This window comes from Streptococcus sp. F2 (genome assembly GCF_056500955.1).
Window position 1 is genome coordinate 44,479 of sequence record NZ_JBWKAI010000007.1, and the last position, 18,636, is coordinate 63,114.

Consider the following 18,636-nt stretch of genomic DNA (forward strand, 5'->3'; position numbering starts at 1 on the left):
ATGACAAAAGAAAAAGAAATTACAACTTTTAATGTTCAAGTTGCGGAGTTTATTCGTCATCATAAAAAAGAAGGAACAGCTATTGATGATGATGTAACCGAAAAGCTTGTCATTCCATTTGCCTTGGATGCTGATCAAATTGATGACCTCCTTGAGCGTTTGACGGATGGTGGAATTTCTATTACCGATAAAGAAGGCAATCCATCGTCTAAATATATTGTGGAAGAACCAAAACCAGAAGAGTTAACCGATGAAGAATTAATTGGTAGCAACTCTGCTAAAGTGAATGACCCTGTCCGCATGTACCTCAAAGAAATTGGTGTGGTACCACTTTTAACAAGTGAAGAAGAAAAAGTGTTGGCAGTAGCAGTTGCAGAAGGTGATTTAGAAGCTAAACAACGTCTAGCAGAAGCTAACCTACGTTTGGTAGTTTCTATTGCCAAGCGTTATGTTGGGCGTGGGATGCAATTCTTGGACTTGATTCAAGAAGGAAATATGGGGTTAATGAAAGCTGTTGATAAGTTTGACTATTCAAAAGGCTTTAAATTCTCAACCTATGCGACTTGGTGGATTCGTCAGGCTATTACTCGTGCTATTGCAGACCAAGCTCGTACGATTCGTATTCCAGTTCACATGGTGGAAACCATTAACAAATTGGTTCGTGAACAACGTAATCTGTTGCAAGAGTTAGGTCAAGACCCGACACCAGAACAAATTGCAGAGCGCATGGAAATGACTCCAGACAAGGTTCGTGAAATTCTAAAAATTGCTCAAGAACCTGTTTCTTTAGAAACACCAATTGGGGAAGAAGATGATAGTCACTTAGGTGATTTTATCGAAGACGAAGTCATTGAAAATCCTGTTGATTATACTACTCGCGTGGTTCTACGTGAACAGTTAGATGAGGTTTTGGATACCTTGACAGATCGTGAAGAAAATGTTCTTCGCCTACGCTTTGGACTTGACGATGGTAAAATGCGCACCCTTGAAGATGTGGGTAAAGTCTTTAACGTTACCCGTGAGCGTATCCGTCAAATTGAAGCTAAAGCGCTTCGCAAACTCCGCCATCCAAGCCGTAGCAAGCAATTAAGAGACTTTATAGAGGACTAAAATCGTCCAGTAGAGGATTTTAGGTCGTTGCTTTGAAATAGGAAGAGAACGAAAATTCAATGTTTTGCTTATCACTAGTACACCTAAACATTAGAAGGTGGACCGAACTTGGTGGGCATTTTAAACAGCAAGTTTGACATTACAACCGCGCCTGAAACCCACTGGATGATTTTATCGGTCTACCTTCACAAGAAGAGAGGACTCCGAACCCAGTGGGTATCTTTATCTATGGCATTAGAGAGAAATCCTTTGCGCAAATGTAGCTAAAGCCTTTAAAGGGGTTTTCTGTCTATGTGGAAAACATTCAACAAATGAAAGGGAAATCATGACTGAGACACCAAAATATACCGAAGAGCAAGTGGCAGCTATTAAAGATAGAATTCTTGAGGCCCTGGAAACGGTTATTGACCCAGAATTAGGCATTGATATTGTTAACTTAGGCTTGATTTACGAAATTCGTTTTGATGATAATGGGCATACAGAGATTGACATGACTCTTACGACGATGGGGTGTCCGCTGGCTGATTTACTGACAGATCATATTCACGATGCCATGCGAGATGTTCCAGAAGTGACCAAGATCGAAGTAAAGTTGGTCTGGTATCCTGCTTGGACAGTAGATAAAATGAGTCGTTATGCCAGAATTGCATTAGGTATTCGCTAATATCATCATCAAGGGATGAAATATTCCCTTTTTTGATGTAAAATAAAGACGTTAAAAGCAGTAATTATTCAATAATGATAAGGACACTTACTGAATAAAATAAGATGGTTTGCTTATGAAAAAGGAGAAACGATGATTTTAATTACGGGAAGCAATGGGCAACTAGGAACAGAACTTCGTTATTTATTAGATGAACGACAAGTGGATTATGTAGCTGTAGACGTTGCAGAGATGGATATTACAGATGCTGATAAAGTAGAAGCGGTTTTTGCACAAGTGAAACCAACTCTGGTCTATCATTGTGCTGCTTACACAGCAGTTGATGCAGCCGAAGATGAAGGTAAGACATTAAACGAAGCCATTAATGTGACAGGTTCAGAAAATATTGCTAAAGCTTGTGGTAAATATGGTTCCACACTTGTCTATATTTCGACGGATTATGTATTTGATGGCAATAAACCTGTAGGTCAAGAGTGGCTAGAAACGGACGTTCCAGATCCTCAGACAGAATATGGCCGCACAAAACGGTTGGGGGAATTAGCGGTAGAACAATATGCAGAGCACTTCTATATCATTCGTACGGCCTGGGTATTTGGAAATTATGGGAAAAACTTTGTCTTTACCATGCAGCAGCTCGCTGAAAAGCACCCACGTTTAACAGTTGTCAATGACCAGCATGGTCGCCCAACCTGGACAAGAACTTTGGCAGAATTCATGTGCTATTTAGCAGAAAATCAAAAAGCCTTTGGTTATTATCATTTATCAAACGATGCAAAGGAAGACACCACTTGGTATGATTTTGCTAAAGAAATCTTAAAAGACAAAGCAGTTGAGGTTGTGCCAGTTGATTCATCTGCCTTTCCAGCCAAGGCTAAGCGACCTCTAAATTCAACAATGAATCTTGATAAAGCAAAAGCAACTGGTTTTGTGATTCCAACATGGCAAGAAGCTTTGAAGGAGTTCTACCAACAAGACCGTCACCAATAAGGCAGTTAAAGAGAGTTAGTCTAAGGAGACTGGCTCTTTTTCATTGGTTTAAGGTCGCATTGGGCCGCTAATTGTGGTATAATATCACTGATTATATTTTAAAATGGGGTAGTATGCAATGCAGGATGTTTTCATCATTGGTAGCAGAGGGTTACCAGCAAAATATGGTGGCTTTGAGACCTTTGTCGAAGAATTAATTAGCCACCAATCAGCTAAAAACATTCGTTATCACGTTGCTTGTTTAAGCGATACGAAGCATAAGCTTCATTTTGACTATAAGGGGGCAGACTGTTTTTACCTTAATCCCCCAAAACTTGGACCCGCTAGAGTTATTGCCTATGATATGATGGCTATTGCTTATGCCTTATCTTATTGTGATCAGCATCAGATTAAGAAACCTATTTTTTATGTTTTAGGAAATACCATAGGTGCCTTTATTACTCCCTTTGTCAAACAAATTCATGACAGAGGTGGTCGCTTTTTGATTAATCCAGATGGTTTGGAATGGAAACGTTCCAAATGGTCAAGACCAGTTCAAGCTTATTTAAAGTTTGCTGAAAAACAGATGACCAAGTCTGCCGATTTGGTTATTTCAGATAATAGCGGTATTGATCGTTACCTTAAACAAGTTTACCCTTGGTCAAAAACGCGTTTTATTGCTTATGGAACGGAGACCACGCCTTCAAGTTTAACAACAACAGACAGCAAGGTTAAGGCTTATTTCCAGACCTTTGGCATTAAAGAAAAAGAATATTATTTAATTCTAGGACGATTTGTTCCCGAAAATAATTACCAGACAGCCATCAAAGAATTTATGGCATCGTCAACCAAACGCGATTTAGTGATTATTTGCAATCATGAAGGGAATCCTTATTTCAAGCAGCTGCTTGCTGAAACAGGGTGTGATAAAGACCCTCGTGTTAAGTTCGTTGGAACACTTTATGATAAGGAATTGTTGACCTATATTCGTGAAGAAGCCTTTGCTTACATTCATGGACATGAAGTTGGGGGAACTAACCCTGGTCTTTTAGAAGCGCTAGCCCATACCAACCTTAATTTGGTGTTGGGAGTGGATTTCAATCAGTCAGTGGCACGTTCAGCTGCTTTTTATTGGACTAAAGAAAAAGGTCAATTAGCTGAGTTGATTAATCAAGTGGATACAGGTCTTGATGATATTGCCTTAGGCAAAAAAGCCAAGGCTATTATTCAGGAACACTATACTTGGGAAAAAATTGTTGGGGAGTATGAGGCTTTATTTTTAGATGAACATTAACATTTTATTGTCCACTTACAATGGGGAACGCTTCTTAGCCGAACAGATTCAGAGCATCCAGAAACAAACCATCAAGGATTGGACCTTGTTGATTAGAGATGATGGGTCCACAGATAGAACACCCGACATTATTCGCGAATTTGTCAAACAAGATCAACGGATTCAGTGGATTAATGAAAATCAGATTGAAAATTTGGGGGTTATTAAGAATTTTTATACCCTCCTAAAATATCAAGCAGCTGATGTTTATTTCTTTAGTGATCAAGATGACATTTGGCTAGAAGATAAATTAGAAGTGACCTTGTTGGAGGCACAAAAACATGATTTATCGAAGCCATTATTGGTCTACACAGACCTAAAAGTCGTCAATCAACAATTAGAAATAACCCACGCCAGCATGATTAAAACTCAATCTGCTCACGCCAATACTACCTTGCTTCAAGAGTTAACTGAAAATACGGTAACAGGTGGGACCATGATGATTAACCAGGCCTTGGCAAAGGAGTGGAATACCTGTGAAGGGCTCTTAATGCATGATTGGTACTTGGCTTTAGTAGCTGCAGCTAGAGGAAAGTTGGTCTATCTAGATATTCCAACGGAACTCTATCGCCAACACGATGCCAATGTACTGGGGGCTAGAACTTGGTCTAAGCGAATGAAGCATTGGCTAAGACCTCATCAACTTATCCGAAAGTACTGGTGGCTGATTACTTCTAGTCAACAGCAAGCCCAATTATTATTAGATTTACCACTACAACCAAAAGATCATGATATGGTAGAAGCATATGTTTCGTTATTGACCATGTCATTGACTAAACGATTGGCTACCTTAAAAACATACGGCTTTCGTAAAAACCGCGCCTTTCATACCTTAGTTTTTTGGAGTTTAGTCATTACCCTATTTGGTTACAGGAGAAAATAAGAATGAATTTTTTAACAAAGAAAAACCGCATTTTACTAAGAGAAATGGTAAAAACGGATTTTAAATTACGCTATCAGGGAAGCGCTATTGGTTATTTATGGTCTATTTTGAAGCCACTGATGATGTTTACCATTATGTACTTAGTGTTTATTCGTTTCCTTCGTTTAGGTGGAAACGTTCCACACTTTCCTGTAGCTTTGTTGTTGGCTAATGTTATCTGGTCGTTTTTTTCAGAAGCTACAAGTATGGGTATGATATCTATTGTATCCCGAGGAGACTTATTGCGAAAATTGAACTTTTCTAAACACATCATTGTTTTTTCAGCCATTTTGGGTGCTTTGATAAATTTTCTGATAAACTTGGTTGTTGTTTTGATTTTTGCTTTGATTAACGGCGTTACAATTTCAAATTACGCTTATTTTTCTTTCTTTCTATTTATTGAGCTAGTGGTTTTCGTAGTAGGAATTGCACTATTACTTTCTACAGTATTTGTTTATTATCGTGATCTAGCTCAAGTCTGGGAAGTTCTACTGCAAGCAGGAATGTACGCTACACCAATTATCTATCCAATTACGTTTGTTTTAGAGGGACATCCTCTTGCTGCGAAAATCCTCATGTTAAATCCAATTGCACAGATGATTCAGGATTTCCGCTATTTACTTATCGATAGAGCAAATGTTACTATTTGGCAGATGTCAACAAATTGGTTTTATATAGCTATTCCTTATCTTATACCATTTATTTTATTATTTATTGGTATAACCGTTTTTAAGAAAAATGCGACTAAATTTGCGGAGATTATTTAATGACTAATAATAAAATTGCAGTTAAAGTAGAGCATGTTAGCAAATCTTTTAAGCTTCCAACAGAAGCAACAAAAAGTTTTAGAACGACACTCGTTAATCGCTTTAGGGGTATTAAAGGATTTACAGAACAACAAGTATTAAAAGACATTAGTTTTGAGGTACATAAAGGAGATTTTTTTGGTATTGTTGGTCGAAATGGATCGGGTAAATCAACACTCCTGAAAATTATTTCACAAATTTATGTTCCAGAAAAAGGACAGGTAACCGTAGATGGCAAAATGGTTTCTTTTATTGAACTAGGAGTAGGGTTTAACCCTGAATTAACAGGCCGTGAAAATGTTTATATGAACGGGGCCATGCTAGGATTCACAAAAGAAGAAATTAATGCTATGTATGATGACATTGTGGATTTTGCTGAGTTACATGATTTTATGAATCAGAAGTTAAAAAATTATTCTTCTGGAATGCAGGTCCGTCTAGCCTTTTCAGTCGCCATTAAAGCTCAAGGAGATGTTCTTATCCTTGATGAAGTGCTTGCTGTTGGAGATGAAGCTTTTCAACGAAAATGTAACGATTATTTCATGGAAAGAAAAGATAGTGGCAAGACAACCATCTTAGTGACACATGACATGGGAGCTGTCAAAAAATATTGTAATCGAGCGGTACTTATCGAAGATGGTCTTGTCAAGGCATATGGAGAACCATTTGATGTTGCTAATCAATACAGTGTGGATAATACAAATATTGAGTATCACACACAGAACGCTGATTTCAAAGACTCTTTAATAAAAAATTTGTCTGTTAATCTAGCTTCAGAGAGTCTTGTATCTCCGAATGAAGAAATAAAGTTTAATATCTCTTACGAAGTAACAGAGAATATTGAAACTTACATTGCTTTTTCATTGACTGACATTGAACGAAATCTATGGATTTATAATGATAATTCTTTTGATTATATGACTCTTGGAAAAGGAAAGAAGGAATTTTCTTATCATTGTAAACTCCAACAAGTAAACGATGTAAAATTGAAATTACAAGTATCAGTCAGAGATAAATCAGGAGCCATGTTAGCATTTGCTAATGATATTAATTCACCAATTATTCTTGTTAGCCGGAAAGATATTGATAAAGATGACTATTCTGAAATAGATTCTTCTACAGGACTTATTAAAAGGAATGGAATCTGGGGTATTAATCATGAATGAGTTAGTTTCTGTAGTCGTAACATGCTATAATCATGAAGCGTATATTAGACAATGCTTAGAAAGTATTTTTAAACAGACTGAAAAAAATATAGAGTTGATTGTTTTCAATGATGGTTCAACAGATTCTTCAGATAAGATTATTTCAGAGACTCTCAAAAACTCTCCCTTTAAAGTTACAAAATATATATTACAAAAAAATAAAGGGTTAGTGGTAACTAGAAATCAAGCCTTTGACCTTATAACGGGAAAGTTTTTACTTTTTGTAGATAGTGATAATTTTTTAGAACCAAATTATATTGAATCAATGCTTACTGAAGCAAATAATAAAAAAGCTGATATCATTTACACAAGGCTGATTAATCCAGATAACGGGACTGTTGTTCATGATATAATTCCTTTTGATTTAAAAACTTTTTATAAGTTCAATTTTATTGATAGTTGTTCAATGGTTAGGGTCTCAAAAATTAAAGATGTACGTTATGACGAATTCTTGAATTATAAAAAACTTGAAGACTATGATTTTTTTTGGAATTTAATTGTAAATAATAATGCTGTGCCTGTCCCTACAAATAAGACTCATTTAAACTATAGAGTACTTGAGAATTCTTTAAGTGCAAGAAATAGCCTGAAAAAATATTTTGATGCTTATGCTTATATACTCTCGAAATACGCTGGTTACGATAGAAACTTTGTAGAAGAAGCATTAATTTATAATTTTGATTTATTAAATTTAGAAGAATCTTACCAGAATCAATTTATTACTGTTTATTTTGATAAAGGGAAAGGTTTCTCTGAGGAAGATAAGCTTTGTTACCCGATAACTTATCAAGGAAAAGTAAGTATTAGTATACCAAAACAGGTAAGCGCCGTCCGTTTTGATATCACTGAAAAGCCAATTTTCTTAGAAAGACTTACTATTAAAATCCGTGGAAATGAAGAAATCCTTACACCTGATTTTACAAATGGTTTATTTATTGAAAATGGTGCCTTCTTTCCAGAAATAGATCCCATTATCATCTATGAGGATTCTAGCCTTGCAGATAACATTTTAGTTATTGACTACAAAATTTACAATTTGTCCAATATATACCATAAAGATTATGTTGTTAAAAGACTGGTCTCAGACTATTCTCAACTATCTGCAGAGTACAATAAAACTAAAAATGAACTACAATCCCAAAAACAACTATACCAATCAATAGTCAATTCACGTCGTTGGAAGTACATGTCAAAACTCATTGATTTTATTAGGAGAAAAAAATGAATCGTGTTTTATTATATGTTCACTTTAATAAATACAATAAAGTCAGCAAGCATATTTACTATCAATTAGAAAAATTAAGACCACTCTTTACAACAGTTGTTTTTATTTCAAATAGTAAAGTGGAACAAAAAGAGTTAGAAAACTTACAAAAACAGAGACTCATTGATTCTTTTATCCAACGAGAAAATAAGGGGTTTGACTTTGCTGCTTGGCATGATGGTATGATGAAAATTGGTTTTGACGACCTTACATTATGTGATTCTTTGACTATTATGAACGACACGTGTTTTGGACCATTATGGGAAATGGCCCCTTATTTTGAAAAATTCGATAACAATCAGTCAGTAGATTTTTGGGGACTAACCAATAATAGAAAAACAAGTAGCTTTAAGGAACACATTCAAAGTTATTTTATCACATTTAAGCAACATGTTATTCAAAGTAATGCTTTTCTAAACTTTTGGAAAACGATTAAAGAATATGATGACGTTCAAGAAGTTATTCAAAAATATGAAACTCAAGTAACAACAACTCTTTTGGAGGCTGGTTTTAATTATCAGACCGTCTTTGACACAAGGGAGGCTGATTCTTCATTTATGTTACATCCGGATTTTTCCTATTATAATCCAACAGCAATTCTTCAACATCGTGTACCATTCATTAAGGTTAAAGCAATTGATGCTAATCAGCATATTACCCCCTATTTACTGAATATGATAGAAGAAGAAACCACATACCCAGTAGACCTTATCATTTCGCACATGTCACAAGTTGGTTTACCAGATGCTAAGTACCTTTTGGCAAGAAAGTATCTTCCTTTTGAATCACTGGTAACACAGAATGTTCCAAGAATTGCTGTTCATCTCCACGTGTTTTACGTTGACTTACTAAATGAATTTCTGGAAGGTTTTGCTTCTTGGGAGTTTCAGTACGACCTTTATATTACAACCGATACTCAAGAAAAAAAGGAAGCAATTGAAAAACTATTAGTACAATCAAATAGACATGCTCATTTATATGTTACTGGTAATGTCGGGAGAGATGTTCTACCAATGCTTTTATTAAAGGATAAATTGCGTGATTATGACTATATTGGTCATTTTCATACGAAAAAATCAAAAGAAGCGGATTTTTGGGCAGGAGAGTCTTGGAGAAAAGAGTTGATCAATATGTTGATTAAACCGGCTAATGAAATTGTGAGAAGTTTTGAGAATAATGACATTGGCATAGTGATTGCAGATATACCAAGTTTTTTCCGATTCAACAAAATTGTTGATGCATGGAATGAACATCTCATAGCTCCTGAGATGATGCGTTTATGGAAAGAAATGGGCTTAAAAAAAGAGATTGACTTCCAAAGTATGGATACTTTTGTGATGAGTTATGGAACGTTTGTATGGTTTAAATTTGATGCTCTCAAACCGCTGTTTGACTTGGATTTGACTGTAGATGATATTCCGAAAGAACCCTTACCTCAAAACTCAATTTTACACGCTATTGAGCGATTATTAGTTTATATTGCATGGGATAGGTTTTATGATTTCCGAATTGTCAAAAATCCTTATGATCTTAGTCCTTTTATTGATAATAAGCTTCTCAATTTGCGCGAAAGTGGTGGTGCTCGCACCTACGTCAATTTTGATCATATGGGTGGCATCAAAGGAGCGTTAAAATATATTTTCATTGGTCCAGCCCGAGCTATGAAATATATTGTGAAACGAGTCTTAAAGAGTAAGAGGTAAAATAGAAGTGAATCTAATAGGTAGAGGAATAGTATAACGATATGAAAAAAGATTTATTAGTAATGATTCCAGCATATAACGAGGAGGAATCAATTAAGCGCGTTGTGGAAAACTTGAAGATAAATTATCCACAGTATGATTACATTGTCATTAATGATGGTTCTTCTGATAAAACATCCAGCATATGTCATCTAAATCATTATAATATTATTGATTTGCCAGAAAATCTAGGTTTGTCTGGGGCTATTCAAACTGGTTTTAAATACGCCTTTAAGAAAGGGTATGATAGAGCATTACAGTTTGATGCAGATGGGCAACACTTGCCTCAGTATATTGAATCACTAAGTAAAGCAATTGATGAGGGAAGTGATTGTGTCATAGGTTCACGATTTGTGAATGTTGAAAAGCATAAATCATTAAGGATGTTAGGAAATAGTTTGATTAGTCTTTTTATCAAGTTGACTACAGGAAAAACAATTACAGATCCAACTTCAGGAATGAGAATATTCAATAAAAAACTGATTGAAATTTATGCCACTAATATTAACTATACTCCTGAACCAGATACGATTTCTTATTTAATCCGTCAAGGATATAAGGTTTCAGAGGTTCAGGTTCAAATGAACGAACGAATAGCTGGTCAATCATATCTCACATTGTCAAGATCAATTAAGTATATGATTCACATGTTTATTTCAATTATTCTAATTCAGAATTTTAGAAAGAGGTAGAAAATGCATATTAGTTTGCAATTAATCTTAATAGTAGTGGCATTCTTGACAACACTTTTCATGATAGATAGTATTCGAAAATCTAAAATTTTAATTGAAGATAGTTTCTTTTGGCTATTTTTCTCTCTAATTATTCTCTTATTATCTATCTTTCCGGGTATGGCAGTATTTTTCTCTGACCTGTTAGGGTTTGAGTCTCCTGCTAATTTTGTTTTTTTATCTATTATATTTTTGTTAATCATCAATCAGTTTTTCATCACTAAAAAATTATCACTTACAGAGATAAAACTAAAAAAGACGATTCAATATTTAGCTCTCAAAGAGAAAGCAGAAGACGATAACAAAAACTAACTATAAAAAGTAGAGGAAGATAATTATTTTTAGGAAAAGGAAAAGACTATGTTAGAGATCGTAACCAGTAGATTGCATAATATACCAAAGACAGTTGCAATATTACTAGGATCATTTGCAGTATTTGTGGTTTTATATGGTAAGTCAATGGATTTACCAATAACATTCTTAGGGATTCTATTTTTAACATCATTAGTTTTAATGACGTTTTTACCATCTAAGATTGAAGTGGCGACACTATTAATTATTGCTATTATGGGGACAATTGCTGCTTTTATTTCGCCAATTAATGATATTCCGGATGAGAGAGTACATTTTGCTAGGGCTTTATATTTATCTGAAGGGAATATTAATTTGTCTAACGATGACTCTAAATTAGTCGTTTCAGATGATATCAATATTATTGATCATAATACTGGGCAGCCATTACAACACCAACTTTGGTTGAAAGACAAAACACAAGAAATGATTTCATTTAAGGAAATCAGATCAACTAATGGGTATTATAATTTTTCTTATATTCCTCAAGCTATTGGTTTAGTTCTAAGTAAATGCTTAGGCCTTCCAATTGGCATAGCTTATCTCTTGGGCCGTATATGCAATGTGTTAGCATACGGACTGTTGGTATACATTGCTTTAAAAATAGCAGATAAAGGACAACAATTACTAGCGGTTGCTAGTTTGTTACCAATGAATATATATATTGCTGGTTCTTTTAATCAAGACGCTGTCTCTTTAGGGCTAATTATCCTAACAATCTCGCTATTTGTCAGGATGATAACTATTTCAAAAATAAAGATATCTTATTTACTATTTTACACACTGCTTTGTTCAGTCATTGCTTTTACTAAATTACCTTACATTCTATTAATTTTTTTGCTTGTTTTTATACCGTCTGATAAGTTTGAAGAAAAAAAATATCAGGTATTATTCTTTAAGTTGTTGAGTATCTTAACAGTATTACTTGTGACAGTTACCTGGCTTAAATTGTATGGTCAGATTAAATCTCCGCAGATTGACATGGCAGAATTTCTTCAGAGAGTTAATTTAAAACAACAATTGATTAGTATTATAAAACATCCTATTTCATATGGAGCCACTTTACTGAAGCATACTCTTCTTCATTTAATCAATCCAGCAGGTATTGAGGTTTTTGGCCCCTTATCTTATGGGATGACAGAATTATTCCCACTAAGTATGGTTTATTATGCCATGGTGGTTATCAATAACGCTAATAAAGTAAAGGTTAGCTCCTTATCTCGAGTAGGAATGGGTCTGATATCTTTGGGTATAATTGGGGGAATTGTATTAAGCTTATATTTAACTTTTACCCCGGTTGGAGAAGCGACTGTGTTAGGAGTTCAAGACCGTTACTTCTTAGGAATCATTCCTTTAATCTTTGTATGGCTATCTTTTAACAACAAGAGGTTTGAAAAGTGTCAGAATATATTATCTGACCGTCAAGTTGCTACATGCTCCTTAATCTTTATCTTAGCAATGATTATTAGGGTGATGTTACAATATTATACTTAAAATAAGGGAGATATTTTGAAAACAGTCGCTATTTTTACGGCTTTTGTAAGCCCTCACTTAGGTGGTGTTGAGCGATATACTGAGAAAATTGCTCAACAACTTATTAATCAAGGCTATAGGGTTATTATTGTCACTACTAATAGTCATGAATTATTGGAACTTGAAAATAGTCATATGATGACTATTTATAGATTCCCTTCTAAAAGCCTATTTAAACAACGTTATCCTATTTTTAATAAAAACAACATCTACAAATCCATGTTTGAAAGATTGAAAAAGGAGAATATTGATTTTATCATCTGTAATACACGTTTTTATTTGACCACACTGATGGGATTAAAAATGGCTAAACTTAAAAATATCCCTGGAATTGTTATTGAACATGGAGGAGGATATGTTCAAGTTGGGGAAAATATAAAAGGGCATATTGTCTTGGATTCATGTGCTAAAATCTATGAACATGTCATAACATTTTTAATCAAAAGGTATCATCCGAACTTTTATGCCGTCTCAAAAAGAAGCATGAGTTGGCTTAAAAAGTTCGGGATTAAAGCTTCAGGAGTTATTTATAATTCAGTTGATTCGAGTCTTTATACCCAATACAAAAATAAATCATATCTCTCAGGACTTGAAGACAAAATTATTGTTTCATTTGCAGGTAGAGTTATCAAAGAGAAGGGGGTGCTTCTTTTATTAGAGGCCTTTGAACGACTAAATAACAGAGAAAATGTTGTCCTCGTTATTGCTGGAGATGGTCCCTTGTTAGAAGAACTTCGATTGCAATATCAAGATGATTCCTCTATTATATTTACTGGGAAGTTAAACTTTGATCAAACGATGTCTCTGATGTCTCAATCCGATATTTTTGTTAATCCCTCCATATATGCTGAAGGACTTCCAACAGCGGTTTTAGAAGCTGGGATGTTAAAATGTGCAGTATTGGCAACCGATAGAGGTGGTGTTGTGGAAGTCATTACGGATAATTCCAAAGGTGTTATCATTGATGATTCGATAGATTCTATCAAAAAGGAACTAGAGTTACTAATAACAAACGAGTCACAGCGTTCGAAACTCCAAGAAGAAATTCATTATCAGGTCTTGAAGCACTTTACTTGGGAAGTTACAGTTCAAAGCCTAGTTGCAAACATTCTAGAGTCAGACTAGAAAGATGTTGATCTTTAGGCTATGAAAGGAAAATGAAATTATATTTAAGAAATCGATGTTAGATTATTGTAAAAAAAATAAAAAAGAAGTACTTGATATTATATTGTTTAGTATTTTATCTTTCTATTTAATTATTTTCATTGTTACAAAAAACAATTTATCCATTGTTGCTTACAGTGCTAATATTGCTATAGTTGTGTTATTTGGGATGTTTTGTTTATTGTTTAAACATGCTTCAAGCAGAATGTTTATCATTTCCTTGATTGTATCAGCTTATAGCATTATAAGTAATACTTATGTAACGTTAGCTATATATAAAAATAAAAAGCACTTTTCGCTTCATTACCAGGATTTTCAAACCCTTTTATTAACAATAGGGGTTTTGCTGAGCTTAATTATCATAAGTTTGCTTTGTAAAAAATACATACTGAGAAGAGATTTTCAATCCAGCGTGATAACAAAAGCAATAATATTAAGTCAAAGTTTTTCAGTAATAGCTTTAAGCAACCCTTTATTTACTAAGATAGTAGGTCAAAATAATTATTGGCCAATTGAAACACAAACAAATGTATTTCCCCGGAATCTGTTAAATTATAGTTTTATCTCCTTTCTTTTGTTGTTTCTAGTTTACTATGTGATTGTAACTGCTGCTAATAGTATCCTAGATAAACAGTTTAGATTGAGATTATCAGGTGCTATAAGTTTATTATTAGCTATCATATTTAACTACTATATTCAGGCTGGGATTACAACATACGGAGAATTTCAAGGGAAATATATCATATCAGGAGCCACGCTCTTTCAGGTAGTTATTTTAAGTTTACTGTTCCTTACGATTTTCTTAGTGAGTAACAACTTTATTATTGGGTTAAGTCTAAATATTTTTATAGCAACAGCTATTAGCATTATTAACTTGGAGAAATATAAACAGCGAAATGAACCGCTATTGTTTTCTGATTTAAAATGGATCAGAGAAATCAAGTTCTTTATTAATTATATTAGTTTTTGGCAGATAGTTGGTTTTATTACAGTTATTATAATTGCAATAGTACTGGTTTATTTTTTGCATCAAAGACTCTTTTCTACTAAAATTGTGGAAACCGTAAAATCGAGAATGATGTTACTTGCTTCTATAGCGCTAACATTTTTAACTATATTATTCGTTTTTAGTCGAAATGATAATGGTGAAATTGATAAAAATATTCCTGTCCTATCTTCTGTTTATAATGTTTTTGATATTGACTGGTATGGTTTAACCACAAATGCAAGGTTTCAATCATTAAGTTTTGTCTGGTTGAAACAATTAACAACAAGTACTATCAATAAACCCCAAAATTATAATCAACAAGCCATAGAAGAAATTTATAAAAAATATCAGTTATTAGCTGATGATATCAATAAAAAGCGACAAAATAATATTTCTGATCAAACAGTCATTTACATATTGAGTGAAAGTTTTGCTAACCCGAACCGTATCAAGAACATATCGCTATCTAAAGATCCGATTACAGAAATAAATCATATTATGGAAAATACTACTGGGGGGCTAATGCACTCAGACGGTTATGGCGGGGGAACAGCCAATATGGAATTCCAGAGTTTGTTTGGCTTACCCAAGTATAATTTTAACCCAACAGTTTCTATTTTATATTCAGATGTTTTCCCAAAATTAAAGTATCTTCCAGCAATCAGTAATGAGTTCTCCGAAAAAAATAGGATTGCTTTACATCTTGCCAATGCAAATAACTATTCTCGTAAGATTGTTTATGATAAGCTACACTTTTCTAAGTTTATAGCAACAGAAAATACTAAGCAAAAACCTGAGCATTTAATTAGGATGAGTTCTAGCTACAGTGACCAGTCTACTTACCAAAATATTCTTGATAATATAGATCCTGAACAAAGTCAATTTTTCTCTGTGATTACCATGCAGAATCATGGGCCCTGGTATACTGAGGTTAGGGATATCAATGCAAAACTCGATGATCTTACTCATGCCGAGAATGAAAATTTACAAAATTATGTTAATCTGTTGCATTTAACAGATGGCTATACCAAGTCATTTTTAGAAGAATTACAGAAGATTGATAAGGAAATCACAGTTGTTTTTTATGGAGACCATTTGCCTGGTTTTTATCCAGAAAAAACATTTGATAATGATCAAAACATTAAATTTTTAACGGATTACTTTATTTGGAATAATAAAAATAATCCTAAGCTAGACCATCCTTATGTTAATTCAAGTGATTTTACGCCATTATTGTTAGAACATACAAACTCTAAGGTATCACCTTACTACGCCTTGTTAACCAAAGTTTTAGCAAATAGAAATACCTATGATGGTACTTTTGGCAAAAATAAAAATCAAGTAACTTCGGATTTGAAATTAATACAGTATGATTTAATAGAGGGAAGAGGCTATCTACGCTCTTACCCGAAATTTTTTGAAATAAATAACTACTAAAGCAGGAAAGATAGATGGTAGGTATAAAATGAGTAAAATTTTAGTAACAGGTGGTGCAGGCTATATCGGTTCTCATACCTGTGTTGAATTATTGGAAAAAGGGCACGAACTAATTGTTGTTGATAATTTAGAGAATGCTAGCTCTAAAAGTTTACAAGTTGTTGAAAAACTGACAGGAAAAAAAATAACATTTTACCAAACCGATATTTTGGATGAGGCTGGTTTAGATGCTATTTTTAGTCAGCATGATATCTCAGCCGTTATTCATTTTGCGGGTTTAAAAGCGGTAGGTGAATCAACACAAATCCCTTTAAAATACTTTACAACAAATATTTCTGGTACTTTGACCTTGCTACGTGTTATGGCTAAATATCAGTGCAAAAACATTATCTTTAGCTCGTCAGCTACAGTCTATGGTGACCCTCATAAAGTGCCTATTACAGAAGATTTTCCTCTATCCGTAACGAATCCTTATGGTCGTACCAAATTGATGGTTGAAGAAATCTTAAAAGACTTGTATCAGTCAGATAAGAGTTGGAATATTGTGATTTTACGTTATTTCAATCCTATCGGGGCACATCAGTCTGGAGAACTTGGTGAAGATCCAACAGGTATTCCTAATAATCTTGTTCCGTATGTTACTCAAGTGGCAGTTGGTCGTTTAGAACGTATTGGTGTTTTTGGAGATGATTACAACACTCCTGACGGGACAGGCATTAGGGATTATATTCATGTGGTTGACCTTGCCAAAGGGCATGTGGCTGCGCTGAAAAAATTGGCGCCAGAGTCTGGTCTATCTATTTATAATTTGGGCACCGGACAAGGCTATTCTGTTTTAGAGGTGGTTAAAACCATGTCTGAGGCTGTTGGTAAGGATATTCCTTATCAAATTCTTCCAAGACGTGCTGGGGATATTGCCGTTTGCTACTCCGATGGAACTAAAGCCAAAGAAGAACTGGACTGGCAGGCAAACTATGATATTAAACGGATGTGTGAAGATCAATGGCGCTGGCAAAGCAAACATCCGAACGGTTTTAAGGATTAGAGGTTATCTGACGAAGGGTATTTAGGATTAGCAGTTACCTTATTTATGGATTAAATAGGAGTAACTGCTAATTTATTTCCTTCCAAAATAATAATTGTAGAAGGAGATGGTGAGGAGAGAATGACAACAAGAAAAATTTTTATTTGGAATATGCTAGGTAGTTTATCTGCTGCGGTCCTCTCTGTGGTCCTGCTCATGGTTGTGACAAGGTTTTTAAGTCCAATTGATTCAGATAGTTATGCTTTTGCTTATTCTTTTGCTAATATGATGATTGTAATTGCCCTATTTCAGGTTAGGAATTACCAGGCCACAGATATTGATGAGAAATATTCTTTTACTCAATACTTTATGGCGAGACTTATTACTTCCTTTCTGATGTTGCTTATTTCAGGGATCTATTTAATAATGACACCAAATGATCCTTACAAAACCAATGTTATTTTATTGGTTTGTTTGTATCGATTGACAGATGCTTTTTCAGATTTATACCAAGGAATGTTCCAGCAACATGAACGCCTAGATATTGCAGGTAAGTCTTTAACCTATAGAAATAGTTTAATTTTTATCCTCTACACTCTAGTGATTGTTTATACTAAACATTTGGTTGTGGCCTTACAAGTGACTTGCCTTGTTTCTGTCCTCTTTATTCTTTTTTATGATGTTAGAAAAGGATATCATTTTGAACGAATTGACTTTACTGGTTTTAAGGATCGCGTCAATCAGAGAAAGAGTCTTCAACTTCTAAAAGAAAGTTTTCCTTTATTTTTAAATGGGTTTCTGATTATTTACATCTATACTCAGCCTAAATACGCAATTGAAACTATGAGCCATTTGAACAAACTTCCTCTTGGCTCTCAAACGATTTTTAATATTTTATTTATGCCAGCTTTTGTGATGAATCTTATGATGCTATTTTTTAGACCACAAATCACACAGATGGCTATTGCTTTACTGAAGGGGCATATAGCACAGTTTAAAGTTATCCAAATCCGATTATTTACTTATTTGGCTGGATCGATGCTCATTATTCTCATCGGAAGCGCCTTGTTAGGAATTCCTTTGCTATCTCTTCTTTATGCCACCCCTTTAAAATCATTTTGGGTAGCATTTATGACAATTATGGTCGGGGGTGCTATTGGAAGTTTTGCTACAGCTATTGATAATATTTTAACTGCAATGCGTAAGCAGCATTATTTAGTGATTCCTTATATAGGAAGTTTTGTGACTTCTCTTTTTGTGACGACTCATTTAGTGGAGACATTACATATTTTTGGTGCTTCCTTGAGTTTCTTATTAAGTATGTTTGTTTGGCTTATCCTATCTATCATTCTCTATTTTCTTATTATGAAACAATTTAGAAAAGATAATGTTTAGG

General features: G+C 34.2%; 16 protein-coding genes. All 16 read left to right on the forward strand.

The annotated features are described in order from the left end of the window. The 16 genes from rpoD (at position 1) to ACYTR8_RS03865 (ending at position 18,635) form a co-directional block, all read left to right on the forward strand. Positions 1–1,110 carry an RNA polymerase sigma factor RpoD gene (rpoD, locus tag ACYTR8_RS03790; RefSeq protein ID WP_014612178.1) on the forward strand — a complete coding sequence of 370 codons (1,110 nt, stop codon included), beginning with the start codon at positions 1–3 and terminating at the stop codon, positions 1,108–1,110. A gap of 325 nt (positions 1,111–1,435) precedes the next feature. Further along, positions 1,436–1,774, forward strand: a complete 339-nt coding sequence (locus ACYTR8_RS03795; RefSeq protein ID WP_111716051.1) for a metal-sulfur cluster assembly factor — start codon at positions 1,436–1,438, stop codon at positions 1,772–1,774. A 132-nt stretch (positions 1,775–1,906) separates the two neighbouring features. Then, a complete protein-coding gene (rfbD, locus tag ACYTR8_RS03800; protein ID WP_111716054.1) occupies positions 1,907–2,761 on the forward strand; it encodes a dTDP-4-dehydrorhamnose reductase in 855 nt (284 codons plus the stop codon). A gap of 118 nt (positions 2,762–2,879) precedes the next feature. After that, on the forward strand, positions 2,880–4,034 hold the full coding sequence (cps2T, locus tag ACYTR8_RS03805) for a beta 1-4 rhamnosyltransferase Cps2T (RefSeq protein ID WP_111716057.1): 1,155 nt from the start codon (positions 2,880–2,882) through the stop codon (positions 4,032–4,034). After that, entirely contained in the window at positions 4,024–4,956 is a 933-nt protein-coding gene (locus ACYTR8_RS03810) for a glycosyltransferase family 2 protein (RefSeq protein ID WP_479641685.1), read from the forward strand. The genes cps2T and ACYTR8_RS03810 overlap by 11 nt, the downstream gene beginning before the upstream one ends. Positions 4,957–4,958: 2 nt before the next feature. Continuing rightward, entirely contained in the window at positions 4,959–5,762 is an 804-nt protein-coding gene (locus ACYTR8_RS03815) for an ABC transporter permease (protein WP_164714915.1), read from the forward strand. Then, positions 5,762–6,967, forward strand: a complete 1,206-nt coding sequence (locus ACYTR8_RS03820; RefSeq protein WP_479641686.1) for an ABC transporter ATP-binding protein — start codon at positions 5,762–5,764, stop codon at positions 6,965–6,967. The genes ACYTR8_RS03815 and ACYTR8_RS03820 overlap by 1 nt, the downstream gene beginning before the upstream one ends. Then, positions 6,960–8,231 carry a glycosyltransferase family 2 protein gene (locus tag ACYTR8_RS03825; protein WP_479641687.1) on the forward strand — a complete coding sequence of 424 codons (1,272 nt, stop codon included), beginning with the start codon at positions 6,960–6,962 and terminating at the stop codon, positions 8,229–8,231. The genes ACYTR8_RS03820 and ACYTR8_RS03825 overlap by 8 nt, the downstream gene beginning before the upstream one ends. Continuing rightward, positions 8,228–9,973, forward strand: a complete 1,746-nt coding sequence (locus tag ACYTR8_RS03830; RefSeq protein ID WP_443596933.1) for a rhamnan synthesis F family protein — start codon at positions 8,228–8,230, stop codon at positions 9,971–9,973. The genes ACYTR8_RS03825 and ACYTR8_RS03830 overlap by 4 nt, the downstream gene beginning before the upstream one ends. 41 nt (positions 9,974–10,014) lie before the next feature. Further along, positions 10,015–10,704, forward strand: a complete 690-nt coding sequence (locus ACYTR8_RS03835) for a glycosyltransferase family 2 protein (RefSeq protein ID WP_022554469.1) — start codon at positions 10,015–10,017, stop codon at positions 10,702–10,704. A 3-nt stretch (positions 10,705–10,707) separates the two neighbouring features. Continuing rightward, positions 10,708–11,055, forward strand: coding sequence for a DUF2304 domain-containing protein (locus tag ACYTR8_RS03840; protein ID WP_003050166.1), 348 nt, complete (start codon positions 10,708–10,710; stop codon positions 11,053–11,055). 48 nt (positions 11,056–11,103) lie between these two features. Further along, a complete protein-coding gene (locus tag ACYTR8_RS03845) occupies positions 11,104–12,588 on the forward strand; it encodes a DUF2142 domain-containing protein (protein WP_111716068.1) in 1,485 nt (494 codons plus the stop codon). Positions 12,589–12,603: 15 nt separating this feature from the next. Beyond that, positions 12,604–13,752 (forward strand): glycosyltransferase family 4 protein, encoded by a 1,149-nt coding sequence (locus ACYTR8_RS03850; RefSeq protein ID WP_111716070.1) that lies wholly within the window; start codon positions 12,604–12,606, stop codon positions 13,750–13,752. A gap of 55 nt (positions 13,753–13,807) precedes the next feature. After that, positions 13,808–16,216, forward strand: coding sequence for an LTA synthase family protein (locus ACYTR8_RS03855; protein WP_479641688.1), 2,409 nt, complete (start codon positions 13,808–13,810; stop codon positions 16,214–16,216). A gap of 28 nt (positions 16,217–16,244) precedes the next feature. Then, positions 16,245–17,261: a UDP-glucose 4-epimerase GalE gene (gene galE, locus ACYTR8_RS03860; protein ID WP_111716072.1), complete on the forward strand. Its 1,017-nt coding sequence runs from the start codon at positions 16,245–16,247 to the stop codon at positions 17,259–17,261. Positions 17,262–17,381: 120 nt separating this feature from the next. Beyond that, positions 17,382–18,635, forward strand: a complete 1,254-nt coding sequence (locus ACYTR8_RS03865; RefSeq protein WP_479641689.1) for a lipopolysaccharide biosynthesis protein — start codon at positions 17,382–17,384, stop codon at positions 18,633–18,635. Position 18,636: the final 1 nt, after the last annotated feature.

Bases quoted from the DNA above. Each gene is read 5' to 3' on its own strand.
- rpoD (WP_014612178.1), top strand. From the start codon at position 1: ATGACAAAAGAAAAAGAAATTACAACTTTTAATGTTCAAGTTGCGGAG.
- ACYTR8_RS03795 (WP_111716051.1), top strand. From the start codon at position 1,436: ATGACTGAGACACCAAAATATACCGAAGAGCAAGTGGCAGCTATTAAA.
- rfbD (WP_111716054.1), top strand. From the start codon at position 1,907: ATGATTTTAATTACGGGAAGCAATGGGCAACTAGGAACAGAACTTCGT.
- cps2T (WP_111716057.1), top strand. From the start codon at position 2,880: ATGCAGGATGTTTTCATCATTGGTAGCAGAGGGTTACCAGCAAAATAT.
- ACYTR8_RS03810 (WP_479641685.1), top strand. From the start codon at position 4,024: ATGAACATTAACATTTTATTGTCCACTTACAATGGGGAACGCTTCTTA.
- ACYTR8_RS03815 (WP_164714915.1), top strand. From the start codon at position 4,959: ATGAATTTTTTAACAAAGAAAAACCGCATTTTACTAAGAGAAATGGTA.
- ACYTR8_RS03820 (WP_479641686.1), top strand. From the start codon at position 5,762: ATGACTAATAATAAAATTGCAGTTAAAGTAGAGCATGTTAGCAAATCT.
- ACYTR8_RS03825 (WP_479641687.1), top strand. From the start codon at position 6,960: ATGAATGAGTTAGTTTCTGTAGTCGTAACATGCTATAATCATGAAGCG.
- ACYTR8_RS03830 (WP_443596933.1), top strand. From the start codon at position 8,228: ATGAATCGTGTTTTATTATATGTTCACTTTAATAAATACAATAAAGTC.
- ACYTR8_RS03835 (WP_022554469.1), top strand. From the start codon at position 10,015: ATGAAAAAAGATTTATTAGTAATGATTCCAGCATATAACGAGGAGGAA.
- ACYTR8_RS03840 (WP_003050166.1), top strand. From the start codon at position 10,708: ATGCATATTAGTTTGCAATTAATCTTAATAGTAGTGGCATTCTTGACA.
- ACYTR8_RS03845 (WP_111716068.1), top strand. From the start codon at position 11,104: ATGTTAGAGATCGTAACCAGTAGATTGCATAATATACCAAAGACAGTT.
- ACYTR8_RS03855 (WP_479641688.1), top strand. From the start codon at position 13,808: ATGTTAGATTATTGTAAAAAAAATAAAAAAGAAGTACTTGATATTATA.
- galE (WP_111716072.1), top strand. From the start codon at position 16,245: ATGAGTAAAATTTTAGTAACAGGTGGTGCAGGCTATATCGGTTCTCAT.
- ACYTR8_RS03865 (WP_479641689.1), top strand. From the start codon at position 17,382: ATGACAACAAGAAAAATTTTTATTTGGAATATGCTAGGTAGTTTATCT.